Below are 16,796 nucleotides of genomic sequence, written 5' to 3'. Positions count from 1 at the left end.
GAAAAATGAAAAGTAGGATTAATCGAGAAATTTTTTACTAGCTTTGGAGGAGAAAAAATGATTTCAAGTTTACACCGACCAACAAGAGCCTTAATTGATTTGGGTGCTATTTGTCAAAATATCGAGGCGGTTAAAGCTAATATTCCAGAAGGGAAAAAAGCTTTTGCGGTTGTTAAAGCTAATGCCTATGGACATGGTGCTAAAAAGGTAGCGCAAGCTGTACATCATTTAGTTGATGGATTTTGTGTATCAAATGTTGACGAAGCTCTTGAACTTCGTGAAGCGGGTATTGAAGAAACAATCTTGATTTTAGGTGTTATCATGCCTAATGAGGTTGCTTTGGCGCGTGATTATGACATTACATTGACTGTAGCTAGTCAAGAATGGCTTGATTTGGCAAATGAGCAAGATATTAGCCTTAAAGGGGTAAATGTTCATTTGAAAGTTGATTCAGGTATGGGACGTATCGGTGTACGTAGTCTTGAAGAAGCTGATAGCTTGATTGCTAACTTGAAAAAAGCCGGTGCTAATGTTGAAGGAATCTTTACTCACTTTGCGACGGCTGATGAAGCTGACGATACTAAATTTAATGAGCAATTGGAATTCTTTACGAATTTGGTGAATAACTTGAGTGATAAACCAGCTCTTGTTCATGCTAGTAACTCAGCAACAAGTATTTGGCACAGTGAAACCATCTTTAATATTGTTCGTCTTGGTATTGTTATGTATGGTTTGAATCCAAGTGGAACAGATATTGAATTGCCTTATCCTATTAAACCAGCTCTTGGTTTGGAATCAGCACTAGTTCACGTGAAAACAATTCCTGCTGGTGCAACAGTTGGTTATGGTGCAACTTATACAGCACAAAAAGAAGAATACATTGCGACAGTGCCAATCGGTTATGCTGATGGTTGGACACGTGATTTGCAAGGCTTCTCAGTCCTTGTTAATGGTCAGTTTTGTGAAATTGTTGGTCGTGTCTCAATGGACCAAATTACAATTCGTTTGCCTAAAAAATTCCCAATTGGAACAAAAGTAACCTTGATTGGTCAAGAAGGCGATAATGTTATTTCAGCAACTGATTTAGCTCAAAAACGCGGTACAATTAATTATGAAGTTCTTTGTCTTTTGAGTGACCGTATCCCACGTTTCTATTCAAAATAAGTGATTAAAAAGCAGATTCTATAATCGTTGTGAGGAGACTTACGACGATTTAGAATCTATTTTTGTTATAATAATAGAAAAGTGAGGTTTTATGAATTTACAATCATCAATTGAGGTATTAAAAGGAATTGGTGCTAAATCCGCAGAGAAATTCCATAAATTAGACATTTATACGATTGAGGATTTATTGTTGTACTATCCTTTTCGTTATGAAGATTTTAAGAGTAAAAGCGTCTTAGATCTAGTTGACGGGGAAAAAGCTGTTATCGTTGGAACAGTGGTAACACCGGCAAACGTTCAGTACTATGGTTATAAGCGAAATCGCCTTTCTTTTAAAATCAAACAAGGTGAAGCTGTTATTGCGGTGTCATTTTTCAATCAACCCTATTTAGCGGATAAAGTCGAGCTAGGTAGTGATGTGGCGATTTTTGGGAAATGGGATGCCATCAAATCTGCTGTGACAGGGATGAAAATTTTAGCTCAGGTTGAAGATGATATGCAGCCTGTTTACCGTGTAGCGCAGGGCATTTCACAAAATGCTCTTATCAAAGCCATAAAAGCAGCTTTTGAACTAGGTGCTCAAAATTGGTTGCCTGAGAATCTACCCCAAGTTTTCTTGGATAAGTACCGATTATTAGGTCGAGCAAGAGCAACAGAAGCCATGCATTTTCCAAAGGATTTAGCAGAATACAAACAAGCCCTTCGTCGTATCAAATTTGAAGAACTTTTCTATTTTCAAATGAATTTACAAGCCTTAAAAGCAGATAACAAATCAGAATCAAACGGTTTATCGATTGCTTATGACGAAGAAAAACTTGCTGATAAAATAGCAGGATTGCCTTTTAAACTGACAGGTGGGCAAAAGCGAAGCTTGAGTGACATTTTAGCTGATATGCGCTCAGGTGGTCATATGAATCGCCTTTTACAAGGAGATGTTGGTTCAGGTAAGACGGTTGTAGCTAGTCTTGCTATGTACGCTGCCTATACAGCAGGCTTTCAGTCAGCTTTGATGGTGCCGACTGAAATCTTGGCTGAGCAACATTTCGACAGTTTGACGCAACTTTTCCCAGATTTATCGATTGCCATTTTGACATCAGGAATGAAAACAGCGGCAAAAAAAGCAGCGTTATCGGCGATTGCTGATGGTTCAGTAGATATGATTGTGGGGACTCATGCTCTTATTCAAGATGCAGTGACTTATCACCGCTTAGGTCTTGTCATTACTGATGAGCAGCATCGTTTTGGGGTTAATCAACGTCGTATTTTCCGTGAAAAAGGGGAAAATCCAGATGTCCTCATGATGACGGCTACACCTATTCCACGAACACTTGCCATTACCGCTTTTGGTGAAATGGATGTTTCTATTATTGATGAGTTACCTGCAGGAAGAAAGCCTATCATTACTCGCTGGGTGAAGCACGAGCAATTAGATGTGGTGCTTGATTGGGTCAAAAAAGAATTGCAAAAAGGTGCGCAAGCTTATGTCATTTCACCGCTGATTGAAGAATCAGAGTCGCTTGATTTGAAGAATGCCATTGCTTTGCATGAAGAGCTATCGGATTACTTTGCAGACACGGCTCAGGTAGCTTTAATGCATGGACGCATGAAAAATGATGAAAAAGAAGCCATCATGCAAGATTTTAAAGCTCAAAAAAGTCAGGTCTTGGTTTCAACAACAGTTATTGAAGTTGGTGTCAATGTGCCAAACGCCACAATCATGATTATCATGGATGCTGATCGTTTTGGACTTAGTCAATTGCATCAGCTTCGCGGTCGTGTTGGACGTGGCGAAAAACAATCTTATGCTATCTTAGTAGCTAATCCTAAGATGCAAACTGGGAAAGAACGCATGAAAATCATGACAGAGACAACAGATGGTTTTGTATTGGCAGAAGCTGATCTTAAGATGCGTGGGTCTGGAGAAATCTTTGGAACACGTCAGTCAGGAATTCCAGAATTTCAAGTGGCTGATATTGTTGAGGATTATAATATTCTTGAAGAAGCTAGACGCGTAGCCAGTCAGATTGTATCGGATAAAAATTGGAAGAATAAACCACAGTGGCAGATTATCAGTCAAAATCTCAAAGATAAAGGAAATTTTGATTAAGGTTTTTGTAAGTCTTCTACAAGGAAAGCTTAAGCTTTCCTTTTTATAATGAAGTTACAAAATGAAAGATGAGGTAACTCTTATGACAATACACGTGACTTATAAATTGACCTTTACTAAAAAGATTGATGAAAAACCAGCTTACGGCAAGTAGGCTGATAAGAGTACTCTTTTTTGATAGTATTCTATGGCAGTAATAAATAACACCCATGATAAAGACGTAAGACCATAGTAAAAAACTGGCTCAGTCGAAATGACTGGGCTTTTTTATGTTTAAATTCTGGTAAAAACAGTGAAAAATTCACGAAAAAATAAAAAAATATCGATTTTCGATAAAAAAGTGTTGCAAAACGAAAAACTTGTGGTATACTAAATATATCGAAAAACGATAAAAGATTTTCGAAAAAGAATAATTTAATATCGTGAAACGGATTTTAAAATGAGCTCAATTCCAAATCCATAACAAACATTTTTAGGAGATTTATCATGAACACAAAAACTATCGAAAACATCGTCAAAACAGCCGCTAAACTTGCTATTAATCTTACTAGTGTTGTTTTAGTCTTAACTATTTTGGCAGATTTAATTTCACATATTTATGGCTATGATACAGTCAATGTTGGTCATTACGGAGTGATTGATTGGACAATTGGAAAAGAAACGAATACATGGTTAGTAACAGCTCTGACAATTGTAACAAATAGCGCTATGATTTATGGATTGACACAACTCAAACACTTTATTGCCAACTTTACAGTAAAAGATATTTTGGCTGATAAAACCTACCGTTTCTTAAAACAAGCTAGCCTTTATACATTCTTTGTATCATTTCTTCAAAATATGCTATCAACATCAATGCATCAAGCACATCTTATTTTTGATTTTTCAATTTGCGCTTATTTCGTTCTTGTTTATCTACTTGTTAAATACCTACGTGCACGTCGCACGGCTTAAACCAAAGATCATTTTCGTTATACCCACCATTTATTAATATAAAAAGGAGATTTATTATGAATACAAAAACTATCGAAACTGCTGTCAAAACTGTTGCTAAAATTGCTATCAACATCACTGTTGTGAGTCTTGTTTTAATCATTCTTGCTGACTTTGCTTCACATTTTTACGGTTACGATAAAATGGCTCTAGGTCAATACGGTATGATTGAGTGGGCAATTAGTAAGAGCCAACATACTTGGGGCATTACATTTTTGACTTGTCTGGTAAATGGTGCCATTATTTACGGACTTACTAAATTAAAAGCTTTCCTTTCTGATTTGACAGTTGCTGATATTCTTTCAGACCGTACTTATAGCTTTTTGAAAAAAGCAACTCTTTACACATTTGTGGTATCAGTTTTCCAAAACATCTTGACAAATGCTTCTAATACAAGTAATATGACAGTTGACTTTTCAGTTTGCGGCTTTTTGGTCCTTGCTGTTGTGATTAGTAAATGGCTTCGTGCTCGTCACTTAGCTTAATGGGAAAATATTTTTAAGGAGACAATCATGAAAAAAACAAACTATAAAGCTTTGAAAGTTGCTAATGTTATTATTAATGTTACGATTGCTTTAATCATCTTATCTACAATAGTCGGAATTACTCTTTCTTTAACACAACCTCATATAGATTTGACTAATCAAGCTGGAAATGGTTTTTCACTTAACGTTGATATTCCGGAAAAGCTCTTGCATTCGCCATCATTTCTTAGTTTGTTTGCTGTTAATTCATGCCTTTGGATTGCGCTCCTTATTTTTGTGAAATTATTTTTCAAAAATATCATCGATAATAATATTTTTACACCAGAAAATGTAAAACTAGCTCGTTATGTTGAGTACAATTTTATTGCCCTTGCATTTTTAGATAGTTGGTTCCAAAGTTTGTGTTCTGGTTCAGGAGTTTTGACTTTTGTTAACTGGGCTTATCTGGTAGCTGCATTTGTTGTTTGGGTATTTTCAATGATTTTAAAAGAAGCTAATATCATTGCTGAAGAAAATGAATTTACAATTTAGAGGTAGTCATATGATTCAAATTAATCTTGATGTTGAATTAGCAAAACGAAAAATGAAATCAGGTGAATTAGCTGAACGTATCGGTATTACAAATGCTAATCTCTCTATCCTAAAAACAGGTAAAGCAAAAGCGGTTCGTTTAACGACACTAGATGCGATTTGTCGTGAGTTAGGCTGCCAACCTGGTGATATTTTAGAATACATTCCTGATGAAGAGTAAAAAAGCTGAAGTCCAGATTCGGATTTCAGCTTTTTTGTGTGGATTTTTTATCCTTCGATATATTCTTTTAGTTCTTGTCCTTTTAAGCCTGCGTTTAAGGCGATAAGGAGTTTTAAGCGGGCTTTTTGGGCATTGAGTTCTTTGACGAACATAACCCCAGCATTAGCGAGTTGAACGCCGCCTCCTTCGTAGGCATAAACAGGTTCAGTAATACCGTTAAAGCAACGTGAGACAAGGACAACAGGAACTCCTTGCTTGATGAGGTCATAGATTTCTTCAGCAGCGCGTGGTGGCATGTTTCCAGCACCAAGTGCTTCGATGACCACACCTTGAACGTTGCTTGGATTAAGGAAACTAATGATACCATCGCCTCCCATACCAGCGTAAGCTTTGATGATAGGAACTGTACCTGAGATATCTTGCAAATCAAAGCGAACACGAGGTTCTGCGGTACGGAAAAAGAGAATATCGTGTTTCATGATGATGCCAAGTGGCCCATGAATGGGTGTTCTGAAGGTTGAAACGTTAGTAGTGTGTGTTTTTGTGACGTATTTTGCAGCATGAATTTCATCATTCATAACGACCAAGACACCTTTGCCGATGGCTTTTTCATGGCTAGCAACGCGAAGGGCGCTAAGATAGTTATAAACACCATCACTACCTAACTCATTTGATGAGCGCATGGCACCAGTAAGGACGATTGGAATGTTAGGAACTTCCATTGTATCGAGAAAATAGGCTGTTTCTTCAAGGGTATCAGTACCATGAGTGATGACAACACCATCATAGTTTTCAGCTTCTTCTTTTATTTTTTGATAAAGCTTTAACATGTGTCTTGGTGTAATATGGGGACTTGGAACATTAAAAAAATCAAGTGCTGTCACTTGAATGTTCTCAAGATTGACACCGACATGGTTCATCGGATTATCATTTTCTGGGCGGACATGACCAGCTTCATCAGCCTGCATTGAAATGGTGCCACCCGTGTGCAAGACAAGGATTTTTTTCATGACAATAAAACTTCCTTTTAAAAATGTGATATAATCTATTTTAACATAAAGAGGGAGGGCGAGAAACGGTTTGGCAATAAAAGCAGTATTTTTTGATATTGATGGGACACTTTTGAATGATCGTAAGAATGTGCAACAATCGACCTTGAAAGCTATAAATAGTTTGAAAAAACAAGGAATTTTTGTGGGAGTGGCAACGGGACGTGGTCCAGGTTTTGTGCAACCATATCTAGAAAATCTTGGTTTGGATTTTGCTATTTCTTATAATGGTCAATATATTTTTACACGAGATCAGGTGCTTTATCATAATCAAATGGCTGTGTCGACGGTTTATCGTTTGATTCGTTATGCCAATGATCATCGCCGTGAAATCTCTCTGGGAACAGCTTCAGGTTTGCTAGGCTCTCGTATTATCAACATGGGGACAAGTCGCTTTGGTCAAGTTGTCAGCACCCTTGTTCCGAAACGTTGGGCAAAAGCGGTGGAGCGCAGTTTTAAACACTTTATCCGACGTTTCAAACCACAAAATTTAAATGGGTTATTGGCGATTATGCGTCAACCGATTTATCAAGTGGTGTTTGTGGCAACTGAAGGTGAAACAGCTAATATTCAAAATGCTTTTCCTTATATTAAAGTCACACGTAGTAGCCCTTATTCAGCTGACTTGATTTCAAAGGGACAATCCAAAGTCAAAGGAATTGAGCGAGTCGGTGAGATGTTTGGCTTTAGCCTAGATGAGGTCATGGCCTTTGGTGATTCTGATAATGATATTGAAATGTTATCTGGTGTCGGTATTAGTGTTGCTATGGGAAATGCTATCGAGTCTGTCAAGTCCGTAGCAACTTATACAACAGATACTAACAACAATGATGGTATTTCAAAAGCCTTAGCTCACTATGGTTTGATTCACGTTGAAGTTGGTGAACGCTTTGATAGTCAAGATGACAACTTCAATAAAGTCAAAGATTTCCACCATCAAATGGACGGTGAAACTTATGAGACTCCTAGATTATATGGGGTTGAGGAAGCTGACCATCGCTCTGATTTCAAAGTTGAAGAGATTGTCGAATTCTTGTATGCGACAAGTAAAGGAAATCCAGAAGCTTTCCAACAATCTGTAGCTAATTTGCATGAAGCTGTGGATAAAGCTGTTCATAAAATTAAAAGTAAAGAACATCCTGAGACACCACTTGTTGGTCAGGTGGATGCTTTGACGGATTTGTTGTATTTGACTTATGGTTCCTTTGTTTTGATGGGGGTTGACCCAAAACCATTTTTTGATATTGTTCATGAGTCAAATATGGGTAAAATATTCCCTGATGGTCAAGCGCACTTTGATCCAGTTACACATAAGATTTTAAAACCAGATGATTGGGAAGAAAAATTTGCACCAGAACCTGCAATTAAACGTGAGCTGGACCGACAAATTCAAAAATCGTTAAATCGTAAAAAAAGAAACCAAGCTAGTCATTAGACTAACTTGGCTTTTTTCGTAATTATAGAATAGTTGATTAAAAATTATTATTAAAGAGAATTGATATTACTCAAGACTTAGAATGTCTTTTCGCTATCACGAACAACTAGCAAATCGACTTTTGCATGGCGCATAATGTATTCTGATGAAGAACCAATAAGAAGTCGTTCAAATGTGTTAAGACCAGTAGCCCCAACCATAATCAAATCAGCTTTTTCTTTATCAGGAATATCACGAGCTAGGAGTGTTTTTGGATTGCCAAATTCAATGATTTGTTTGATTTTTGTCAATCCTTTATCGCGAGCTTGTTTTTCGTAGTCATCCAATACTTCTTTAGCTTCTTGTTCGAGTTTTTCATAGACGTAAGTATCGAAAGTAGCTACGCTTTGCAAAGCGCGTGTATCAATGACGTGTGTAAGTAGTAACTCTGCGTTGTTGCGTAGTGCAACATTTACCCCTTTTTCAAAAGCCAATTCTGATTCATAAGAACCATCAATAGCAATTAGGATTTTTTCATAATGATGTGACATAAGCTGCCTCCTTAATTATGCTAGCAAGAGCGTAAAAGTGAGCGAAAATGTAGGACTGGTAAGAAATCTTGGTTTATCGAGAACTAAGGTTAGTTATCTGTCAGCTGTTAATAAGATAACAGCATTCCGCATTCCAAACTTCCTGCCCATATCAATAATTTTAATAAGCTAGTCGGGATAAGATAATCAAACGTTAACCGCTTACAATTATCATGAGAAATATCCCTAAAATTATTATACTCTATTTGGGTAAAAAATGAAAGCGTTTAAGGAATTTTTCTGAATATTTTTGCTATAATGGTAAAAGTGAGGAAAAGTATGATTAAAGATATCAAAAATGTTTTAAAGGACTTAAACAGACACAAGTATACTTATATCTTAAGGACAAGTATTCTCCAGTTGTTGATGACGACAGTTGGAGCTTATATGTTGTCTTTACTTTTAAGAGTTATTTTGGTTAATTCAAATATCCCAGGAATTACTACAGATAATTTATTGAGTTTTTTAACCAATCCTTTGACTTTGCTTGTACTTTTTTTATATCTTTTACTGCTAGCCTTTTTAGTTTACCTAGAGTTTTCTCTATTAGTAGGAATTATTGAGTTCAAGGAATCTAAGCTTGGAGTGGGATTCTCTTATTTCAAGGAGAGAAGCCGTAATTTCTTTAAATTGATTTCTGGTTGGCATTTCCTTGCCTACTTATTATATTTGATTCTGACTATTCCCTTTGTTGAATTTTTGGTGTCATCAGCTTTGCTAGAAAATCTTTATATTCCTAATTTTATTTCAGGAGAGCTGGTGAAATCCACAAATGGCAAAGTGATTTATTATGGCTTATATATTATTTTGGCTTATCTTAATTTGCGCTTTATCTATGCTCTTCCTCTGGCAGTCACTCAAAATAAACAACGCTTCACTCATTATATGAAGAAATCTTGGCAGTTGACTCAGGGAAAGAAATTCTTTAGATTATTTGGAATTGGTATCATAGCTCTAGCGGTTATAGCAATTGTTGGGCTGTTAAGTGGATTTGGAATTACTTTAGCTGCTCTTGTCGATGGCAGTGATAAAACTTTTTGGGTTGAAACCTTATTTTTATCATATGTCTGGGGTGTCCTTTTTGCAGGACGTTTGGCATTTAAGCTAACCTCCCTCTCATATCTGTTAAAGGGATTTGAACATGAGAAAATTCAAAATCAGTTTACTGATGAAAGGAAAAAGCAACATCGCTTGTTAGCTTTGACTGGACTTTTGATAGTTGTTGGTGGTATTAATTTTACATACAACGCTTTGAAAGCTTCTGGGGAACCGTCGAAAAATTTATCGATTATCGCTCACAGAGGTATGGTTTCTCAAGGTGTTGAAAATTCTTTAGAGTCTTTAGAAGCGGCTGCTAATGCAGGAGCGACTTATTCAGAAATGGATATTATTTTATCAAAGGATGGTCACTTTATTGTTAGCCATGATGATAACCTTAAACGTCTAACTGGAAAAAATATTAGTATTTCCAAATCTCAGGCTAAAGATGTCCTTGGTTTAAAAATAAAACAATCTGGACACCAATCAAAAATAGTTTCATTTGAAGAGTACGTCGCTAAGGCTAAACAGTTAGGAGTTAAGTTGTTAGTTGAACTAAAACCAGCTGGAAATGAGCCTGATAATTATGAACAACTTTTTGTGGATAAAATGAAAGAGCTAAATATCGATTCTTCTTATCTGGTTATGTCCGCTGATTTAAAGACTATTGAGAAAGTCAAACAGCTTGATCCTACTATTCAGTCTGGTTATACGATTTCATTTCAACTTGGTGATTTCACAAGTCAAAAAGTGGATTTTTATGCAATTGAGGACTTTTCTTATAATGAATTTTTAGCTCGTAGGGCGCATCAAAATGGTAAGAAAATCTATGTTTGGACAGTTAATTCTAGAGATGATATTCAAAGGTACCTAGAAACTAGTACCGATGGGATTATCACAGACTACACAGTTACCGTTCGGAAAATTGAAAAAGAACTATCCTCTGATGATAACTATCTTGATTATTTTTTACGATTAACGGACCTTTCTTGGATTGAAAAATTATAAAGGAAAGTTTATAATATTTGAAACGAGGTAAAATCTATGAAAATATTTGATAAATCTTCAAAGCTAGAACACGTTGCATATGATATTCGTGGCCCAATTCTTGATGAAGCAAACCGCATGATTGCTAATGGTGAAAAAATTCTTCGCCTCAATACTGGGAACCCAGCAGCTTTTGGTTTTCAAGCACCAGACGAAGTTATTCGTGACTTGATTGCTCATGCACGAAACAGTGAAGGGTATTCTGATAGTAAAGGAATTTTTTCTGCCCGTAAGGCTATTATGCAATACTGTCAATTAAAAGGTTTCCCACATGTGGATATTGATGATATTTACCTAGGAAACGGTGTTTCTGAGTTGATTTCAATGTCGTTGCAAGCTCTTCTTGATGACGGTGATGAAGTTTTGGTTCCTATGCCAGACTATCCATTGTGGACAGCTTGCGTTAGCCTAGCAGGAGGAAATGCGGTGCATTATCTCTGTGATGAACAAGCTAATTGGTATCCTGATATTGATGACATCAAGTCAAAAATTACATCAAATACTAAAGCGATTGTTATCATAAATCCTAATAACCCAACGGGTGCTTTGTACCCAGATGATTTGTTAAAAGAGATTGTAGAAATTGCTCGTCAAAATGACTTAATCATTTTCGCAGATGAAATCTACGATCGCTTGGTAATGGACGGTAAAAAACATACAGCAATTGCTAGCTTAGCACCAGATGTTTTCTGCGTGTCAATGAATGGTTTATCAAAATCACATCGCATTTGTGGTTTCCGTGTTGGTTGGATGGTTCTATCAGGTCCTAAGCATAACGTTAAGGGCTATATTGAAGGGCTTAATATGCTAGCTAATATGCGACTTTGTGCCAATGTACTGGGGCAAAATGTTGTGCAAACTTCTCTAGGTGGTTACCAATCAGTTGATGAACTTTTGATTCCTGGAGGTCGTATCTACGAACAACGTAACTTCATTTATAAAGCAGTTAATGAAGTTCCAGGTTTGTCAGCAGTGAAACCAGAAGCAGGGCTTTACATTTTCCCTAAAATTGATCGTGATATGTATCAAATCGATGACGATGAACAATTCTGTTTAGAGTTATTGAAACAAGAAAAAGTGATGTTGGTTCCTGGTAAAGGATTTAACTGGAAAGAACCAGATCACTTCCGAATTGTATATTTGCCACGTGTTGAAGAATTGGCAGAGGTCCAAGAGAAATTAACACGTGTTCTAAGTCAATATAGACGATAGGAACTAATCATTAGAATGTTATCGCTTTTTTAGCTTGGTAAGGCTTAAAAAAACGAACGTTCTAATGATTTTTTTGATTAAATTCAGGTTGAAAAGTATCCGCTTACAAAGTTATCAGAAGATACAGAAATTTTCTGATAATTGTTTGCAAAATAAGGGTTCCTTTGATATAATTGTAACGCAAATAACGCAAAGGAAGTAGAAAATGCCGAATTTATTAGAAAAAACACGAAAGATTACATCAATTTTGCAACGCTCTGTTGACAGCTTAGACACTGAATTGCCATATAATACAATGGCTGCTCAATTAGCTGATATCATTGATTGTAACGCTTGCATCATCAACGGAGGAGGTAACCTTCTTGGTTATGCAATGAAGTATAAAACAAATACTGACCGCGTAGAGGAATTCTTTGACGCTAAACAATTCCCAGAAAGCTATGTTAAAGCGGCTAGTCGTGTTTACGACACAGAGGCAAACTTGTCTGTGGATAATGAATTGACTATTTTCCCAGTAGAATCAAAAGATATCTACCCTGATGGCTTGACAACTATTGCACCAATTTATGGTGGTGGTATGCGTCTAGGTTCTCTTATCATTTGGCGTAATGATAAAGAGTTTTTAGAAGATGATTTGATTCTTGTTGAAATTGCCTCTACAGTAGTTGGTATCCAATTACTTAACCTTCAAACTGAAAATCTTGAAGAAACTATTCGTAAACAAACAGCTGTTAACATGGCCATCAACACTCTTTCTTACTCAGAAATGAAAGCTGTATCAGCTATTTTGGGTGAATTAGACGGTACAGAAGGTCGCTTAACTGCATCAGTTATTGCTGACCGCATTGGTATCACACGTTCAGTTATTGTTAATGCCCTACGTAAATTGGAATCAGCAGGAATTATCGAAAGCCGTTCATTGGGTATGAAAGGTACTTACCTTAAAGTCATCAATGAAGGTATCTTTGATAAATTAAAGGAATATAATTAATGACAAAAGCTCTTATTTCAATTGATTATACCTACGATTTTGTAGCTGACGATGGTAAATTGACTGCTGGAAAACCAGCGCAAGCTATTGAAGATGATATTGTCCGAGTAACTAAAGAAGCGTATGAAGCTGGAGACTATATCTTCTTTGCCATTGATGCTCATGATGAAGGTGATGATTTTCATCCAGAAGCAAAATTGTTCCCGCCACATAATATCAAGGGGACAAGTGGACGTGATTTGTATGGTAAACTAGCCGACTTGTATGAAACAATCCAGTCAGATCAACGTGTCTTTTGGATGGATAAGCGTCATTATTCAGCTTTTTCAGGGACTGATTTAGATATTCGACTACGTGAACGTCGTGTCACAACAGTTGTTTTGACAGGTGTTCTAACGGATATTTGTGTTTTACACACAGCTATCGATGCCTATAATCTTGGGTATGATATTGAGATTCCTGCCGCGGCAGTAGCGAGCTTAACACAAGAAAATCATCAGTTTGCTTTAAATCATTTCAAAAATGTTTTAGGAGCAAAGATTATTTAAGTTGAAAGAAGTGGGTGACCACTTCTTTTTTTACTTTAGAAGAAAAGTGTGAAAAATTCTCTGGAAAGAGCTTTCTCCATTTCTTTTACATGTTAAAGAAAAGTAAAATATGGTATAATTTTAGGGACTATGTTGTAAATTTGGTTTACGATTTAATTTAATCAAGGAGAGATAGAGATGAAAATTTCTGAAGAAGAAGTTCGTCATGTAGCAAATCTGTCAAAATTGTCATTTTCTGAAGAAGAAACAACAGAATTTGCGACAACTTTGTCTAAGATTGTCGATATGGTAGAACTCTTGAACGAAGTTGATACAGAGGGTGTCCCTGTAACAACGACAATGGCAGATCGTAAGACTGTTATGCGCGAAGACGTTGCAGTAGCTGGTGACGATCGCGATGAGCTCTTTAAAAACGTGCCTCAATCTGAAAATTACTATATTAAAGTTCCTGCTATCCTAGAAGACGGAGGAGATGCATAATGTCATTTAATACAAAATCAATTGATGAGTTGCACAATCTTCTTGTCAATAAAGAAATCTCAGCAGTTGAATTAACAAAAGCAACACTTGAAGATATTAAAGAACGCGAAGCAGCCGTAGATTCATTCATCACTGTTTCTGAAGAAGCTGCGCTTGCACAAGCAAAAGCTATCGATGAAAAAGGTATCGATGCTGATAATGTGATGTCTGGTATTCCTTTGGCTGTTAAAGATAACATTTCAACACGTGGTATCTTGACAACTGCAGCATCTAAAATGCTTTATAACTACGAACCAATTTTTGATGCGACTGCTGTTGAAAAAGTTTACGGCAAAGATATGGTGGTTATCGGTAAAACAAACATGGACGAATTTGCCATGGGTGGTTCAACTGAAACATCATACTTCAAGAAAACTAAAAATGCTTGGGACCAAACTAAAGTTCCTGGTGGATCATCTGGTGGTTCTGCAACTGCAGTAGCATCAGGTCAAGTTCGTTTGTCACTTGGTTCAGATACTGGTGGTTCTATCCGCCAACCAGCAGCCTTCAATGGTGTTGTTGGTTTGAAACCAACATACGGACGTGTGTCTCGTTTTGGTTTGATTGCCTTTGGTAGCTCACTTGACCAAATCGGTCCATTTGCTCAAACGGTTAAAGAAAATGCGCAATTGTTGAACGTTATTGCTGGTCATGATGCAAAAGATGCAACATCATCTGACCGCAAAGTTCCTGACTTTACTGGTAAAATCGGTCAAGATATTAAAGGGATGAAGATTGCCCTTCCAAAAGAATATCTTGGTGAAGGTATTGACCCAGAAGTTAAAGAAACAATTCTTAATGCTGCAAAACACTTTGAAAAACTTGGTGCTACTGTTGAAGAAGTTAGCCTTCCACACAGTAAATACGGTGTAGCAGTTTACTATATCATCGCATCATCAGAAGCTTCTTCAAACTTGCAACGTTTCGATGGTATTCGTTATGGTTACCGCACTGAAAACTACAACAACCTTGAAGACATCTACGTGAACACTCGTAGTGAAGGATTTGGTGATGAAGTGAAACGTCGTATCATGCTTGGTACATTTAGCTTGTCATCAGGTTACTACGATGCTTACTTCAAAAAAGCTGGTCAAGTTCGTACATTGATTATTCGTGACTTCGAAAAAATCTTTGCTGACTATGACCTTATCTTAGGTCCAACAGCACCAAGTGTAGCATTTGGTTTGGATACACTTAACCACGATCCAGTTGCGATGTACTTGGCTGATATTTTGACAATTCCTGTTAACTTGGCTGGTCTTCCAGGTATTTCAATTCCTGCAGGATTTGCTCAAGGTCTTCCAGTTGGTATGCAATTGATTGGTCCTAAATACAGCGAAGAAACAATCTATCAAGCAGCAGCAGCTTTTGAAGCAACAACTGATTATCATAAACAACAACCCGTTATTTTTGGAGGTGACAAATAATGAACTTTGAAACAGTCATCGGGCTTGAAGTCCACGTTGAGTTAAACACTAATTCAAAGATTTTTTCACCGACATCAACACATTTTGGTAACGACCAAAATACAAATACAAACGTTATCGACTGGTCATTCCCAGGTGTTCTTCCTGTAATGAACAAAGGTGTTATCGACGCTGGTATTAAAGCAGCTTTAGCCCTTAACATGGACATTCACCAAAACATGCACTTTGACCGTAAAAACTATTTCTACCCAGATAATCCAAAAGCTTATCAAATTTCACAATTTGATGAACCAATTGGATACAATGGTTGGATTGAAATTGAACTTGAAGATGGTTCAACTAAGAAAATTCGTATCGAACGTGCTCATTTGGAAGAAGATGCTGGTAAAAACACTCACGGTACTGATGGTTACTCATATGTTGACCTTAATCGTCAAGGTGTGCCACTTATCGAAATCGTATCTGAAGCTGATATGCGTTCACCAGAAGAAGCTTACGCTTATCTAACTGCTCTTAAAGAAGTTATCCAATACACTGGTATTTCTGATGTTAAGATGGAAGAAGGTTCTATGCGTGTGGATGCCAATATTTCTCTTCGCCCTTATGGTCAAGAAGAATTTGGTACAAAAGCTGAGTTGAAAAACTTGAACTCATTTAACAACGTGCGTAAAGGTCTTATCTATGAACAAAAACGTCAAGCACAAGTACTTCGTTCAGGTGGTCAAATTCAACAAGAAACTCGTCGTTATGATGAATCAACTGGTGAAACAATCTTGATGCGTGTCAAAGAAGGTTCATCAGATTACCGTTACTTCCCAGAACCAGATCTACCACTTTACGAAGTGTCTGACGAATGGATTGAAGAAATGCGTCAAACTCTTCCAGAGTTTCCAAAAGAACGTCGTGCTAAATACATTAATGAATTTGGCTTGACAGCTTACGATGCTGCGCAATTGACAGCAACAAAAGAAACTTCTGATTTCTTTGAAAGTGCAGTAGCTCTTGGTGGTGATGCTAAACACGTTTCTAACTGGTTGCAAGGTGAAGTGGCTCAATTCCTTAACAGCGAAAACAAAACACTTTCAGAAATTTTGTTGACACCAGAAAACCTTGTTGAAATGCTTGCAATCATCGCTGATGGTACAATTTCATCAAAAATTGCCAAGAAAGTCTTTGTTCACTTGGCTAAAAACGGTGGTTCTGCGCGTGAATACGTTGAAAAAGCTGGTTTGGTTCAAATTTCTGACCCTGCTGTGCTTATTCCAATTATCCACCAAGTCTTTGAAGATAATGAAGCTGCCGTTGCTGACTTCAAATCTGGTAAACGTAATGCTGATAAAGCCTTCACTGGATTCTTGATGAAAGCCACAAAAGGTAAAGCTAACCCACAAGTTGCTCTTAAATTGTTGGCACAAGAATTGGCAAAACTAAAAGAAGACTAATATTAGTGAAAATCACCCT

The 16,796-nt window shown here is 36.9% G+C and carries 16 protein-coding genes; 14 read left to right on the top strand and 2 right to left on the bottom strand.

Annotated elements, in window-relative coordinates:
• The first annotated feature begins 57 nt into the window (after positions 1–57).
• The 6 genes from alr to JG537_RS02370 all read left to right on the top strand — a co-directional run bounded on the left by alr (position 58) and on the right by JG537_RS02370 (position 5,500).
• Entirely contained in the window at positions 58–1,164 is a 1,107-nt protein-coding gene (gene alr, locus JG537_RS02395) for an alanine racemase (protein ID WP_199543158.1), read from the top strand.
• A 91-nt stretch (positions 1,165–1,255) separates the two neighbouring features.
• The gene (gene recG, locus JG537_RS02390) at positions 1,256–3,271 is read left to right on the top strand and encodes an ATP-dependent DNA helicase RecG (RefSeq protein WP_199543155.1); all 2,016 of its coding nucleotides are present in this window, start codon (positions 1,256–1,258) and stop codon (positions 3,269–3,271) included.
• Between the two features lie 486 nt (positions 3,272–3,757).
• A complete protein-coding gene (locus tag JG537_RS02385) occupies positions 3,758–4,225 on the top strand; it encodes a hypothetical protein (protein ID WP_199543142.1) in 468 nt (155 codons plus the stop codon).
• A gap of 56 nt (positions 4,226–4,281) precedes the next feature.
• The gene (locus JG537_RS02380) at positions 4,282–4,749 is read left to right on the top strand and encodes a hypothetical protein (protein ID WP_132869095.1); all 468 of its coding nucleotides are present in this window, start codon (positions 4,282–4,284) and stop codon (positions 4,747–4,749) included.
• Between the two features lie 27 nt (positions 4,750–4,776).
• Positions 4,777–5,280: a DUF2975 domain-containing protein gene (locus JG537_RS02375; protein ID WP_199543139.1), complete on the top strand. Its 504-nt coding sequence runs from the start codon at positions 4,777–4,779 to the stop codon at positions 5,278–5,280.
• 10 nt (positions 5,281–5,290) lie between these two features.
• The gene (locus tag JG537_RS02370) at positions 5,291–5,500 is read left to right on the top strand and encodes a helix-turn-helix domain-containing protein (RefSeq protein WP_014335241.1); all 210 of its coding nucleotides are present in this window, start codon (positions 5,291–5,293) and stop codon (positions 5,498–5,500) included.
• 47 nt (positions 5,501–5,547) lie between these two features.
• Here JG537_RS02370 and JG537_RS02365 read toward each other — a convergent pair whose 3' ends face one another.
• The gene (locus tag JG537_RS02365; protein ID WP_199543137.1) at positions 5,548–6,510 is read right to left on the bottom strand and encodes an asparaginase; all 963 of its coding nucleotides are present in this window, start codon (positions 6,508–6,510) and stop codon (positions 5,548–5,550) included.
• Positions 6,511–6,580: 70 nt separating this feature from the next.
• Here JG537_RS02365 and JG537_RS02360 point away from each other — a divergent pair, with 70 nt between their 5' ends.
• Positions 6,581–7,984 carry a Cof-type HAD-IIB family hydrolase gene (locus JG537_RS02360; protein WP_199543134.1) on the top strand — a complete coding sequence of 468 codons (1,404 nt, stop codon included), beginning with the start codon at positions 6,581–6,583 and terminating at the stop codon, positions 7,982–7,984.
• Positions 7,985–8,061: 77 nt separating this feature from the next.
• Here the strand turns inward: JG537_RS02360 and JG537_RS02355 are convergent, their stop codons facing one another.
• The gene (locus tag JG537_RS02355) at positions 8,062–8,514 is read right to left on the bottom strand and encodes a universal stress protein (RefSeq protein ID WP_074482515.1); all 453 of its coding nucleotides are present in this window, start codon (positions 8,512–8,514) and stop codon (positions 8,062–8,064) included.
• 318 nt (positions 8,515–8,832) lie between these two features.
• Between JG537_RS02355 and JG537_RS02350 the strand changes: the two genes are divergently transcribed.
• The 7 genes from JG537_RS02350 (at position 8,833) to gatB (ending at position 16,777) form a co-directional block, all read left to right on the top strand.
• Positions 8,833–10,599, top strand: a complete 1,767-nt coding sequence (locus JG537_RS02350; protein WP_199543131.1) for a glycerophosphodiester phosphodiesterase — start codon at positions 8,833–8,835, stop codon at positions 10,597–10,599.
• A gap of 36 nt (positions 10,600–10,635) precedes the next feature.
• A complete protein-coding gene (locus JG537_RS02345; RefSeq protein ID WP_132869385.1) occupies positions 10,636–11,850 on the top strand; it encodes a pyridoxal phosphate-dependent aminotransferase in 1,215 nt (404 codons plus the stop codon).
• 205 nt (positions 11,851–12,055) lie between these two features.
• A complete protein-coding gene (gene codY / locus JG537_RS02340) occupies positions 12,056–12,841 on the top strand; it encodes a GTP-sensing pleiotropic transcriptional regulator CodY (RefSeq protein ID WP_003066268.1) in 786 nt (261 codons plus the stop codon).
• On the top strand, positions 12,841–13,389 hold the full coding sequence (locus tag JG537_RS02335; protein WP_199543128.1) for a cysteine hydrolase family protein: 549 nt from the start codon (positions 12,841–12,843) through the stop codon (positions 13,387–13,389). The genes codY and JG537_RS02335 overlap by 1 nt, the downstream gene beginning before the upstream one ends.
• Before the next feature lie 177 nt (positions 13,390–13,566).
• Positions 13,567–13,869 (top strand): Asp-tRNA(Asn)/Glu-tRNA(Gln) amidotransferase subunit GatC, encoded by a 303-nt coding sequence (gene gatC / locus JG537_RS02330; RefSeq protein ID WP_006532958.1) that lies wholly within the window; start codon positions 13,567–13,569, stop codon positions 13,867–13,869.
• Complete coding sequence (gene gatA, locus JG537_RS02325; protein ID WP_199543125.1) at positions 13,869–15,335, top strand: Asp-tRNA(Asn)/Glu-tRNA(Gln) amidotransferase subunit GatA; 1,467 nt, start codon at positions 13,869–13,871, stop codon at positions 15,333–15,335. Before gatC ends, gatA begins: the two co-directional genes overlap by 1 nt.
• On the top strand, positions 15,335–16,777 hold the full coding sequence (gatB, locus tag JG537_RS02320; RefSeq protein ID WP_199543121.1) for an Asp-tRNA(Asn)/Glu-tRNA(Gln) amidotransferase subunit GatB: 1,443 nt from the start codon (positions 15,335–15,337) through the stop codon (positions 16,775–16,777). Before gatA ends, gatB begins: the two co-directional genes overlap by 1 nt.
• Positions 16,778–16,796 lie beyond the last annotated feature (19 nt).

The organism is Streptococcus vicugnae, assembly GCF_016461705.1.
In the GTDB taxonomy this organism is placed as follows: domain Bacteria; phylum Bacillota; class Bacilli; order Lactobacillales; family Streptococcaceae; genus Streptococcus; species Streptococcus vicugnae.
This window is presented reverse-complemented; position numbering and strand designations above follow the sequence as displayed.

What these genes read in the sequence shown, in the direction of transcription:
- alr (WP_199543158.1), top strand. Translation starts at nt 58, where the DNA reads ATGATTTCAAGTTTACACCGACCAACAAGAGCCTTAATTGATTTGGGT.
- JG537_RS02345 (WP_132869385.1), top strand. Translation starts at nt 10,636, where the DNA reads ATGAAAATATTTGATAAATCTTCAAAGCTAGAACACGTTGCATATGAT.
- gatC (WP_006532958.1), top strand. Translation starts at nt 13,567, where the DNA reads ATGAAAATTTCTGAAGAAGAAGTTCGTCATGTAGCAAATCTGTCAAAA.
- JG537_RS02350 (WP_199543131.1), top strand. Translation starts at nt 8,833, where the DNA reads ATGATTAAAGATATCAAAAATGTTTTAAAGGACTTAAACAGACACAAG.
- JG537_RS02380 (WP_132869095.1), top strand. Translation starts at nt 4,282, where the DNA reads ATGAATACAAAAACTATCGAAACTGCTGTCAAAACTGTTGCTAAAATT.
- JG537_RS02385 (WP_199543142.1), top strand. Translation starts at nt 3,758, where the DNA reads ATGAACACAAAAACTATCGAAAACATCGTCAAAACAGCCGCTAAACTT.
- gatB (WP_199543121.1), top strand. Translation starts at nt 15,335, where the DNA reads ATGAACTTTGAAACAGTCATCGGGCTTGAAGTCCACGTTGAGTTAAAC.
- JG537_RS02365 (WP_199543137.1), bottom strand. Translation starts at nt 6,510, where the DNA reads ATGAAAAAAATCCTTGTCTTGCACACGGGTGGCACCATTTCAATGCAG.
- recG (WP_199543155.1), top strand. Translation starts at nt 1,256, where the DNA reads ATGAATTTACAATCATCAATTGAGGTATTAAAAGGAATTGGTGCTAAA.
- JG537_RS02375 (WP_199543139.1), top strand. Translation starts at nt 4,777, where the DNA reads ATGAAAAAAACAAACTATAAAGCTTTGAAAGTTGCTAATGTTATTATT.
- JG537_RS02335 (WP_199543128.1), top strand. Translation starts at nt 12,841, where the DNA reads ATGACAAAAGCTCTTATTTCAATTGATTATACCTACGATTTTGTAGCT.
- JG537_RS02370 (WP_014335241.1), top strand. Translation starts at nt 5,291, where the DNA reads ATGATTCAAATTAATCTTGATGTTGAATTAGCAAAACGAAAAATGAAA.
- JG537_RS02355 (WP_074482515.1), bottom strand. Translation starts at nt 8,514, where the DNA reads ATGTCACATCATTATGAAAAAATCCTAATTGCTATTGATGGTTCTTAT.
- codY (WP_003066268.1), top strand. Translation starts at nt 12,056, where the DNA reads ATGCCGAATTTATTAGAAAAAACACGAAAGATTACATCAATTTTGCAA.
- gatA (WP_199543125.1), top strand. Translation starts at nt 13,869, where the DNA reads ATGTCATTTAATACAAAATCAATTGATGAGTTGCACAATCTTCTTGTC.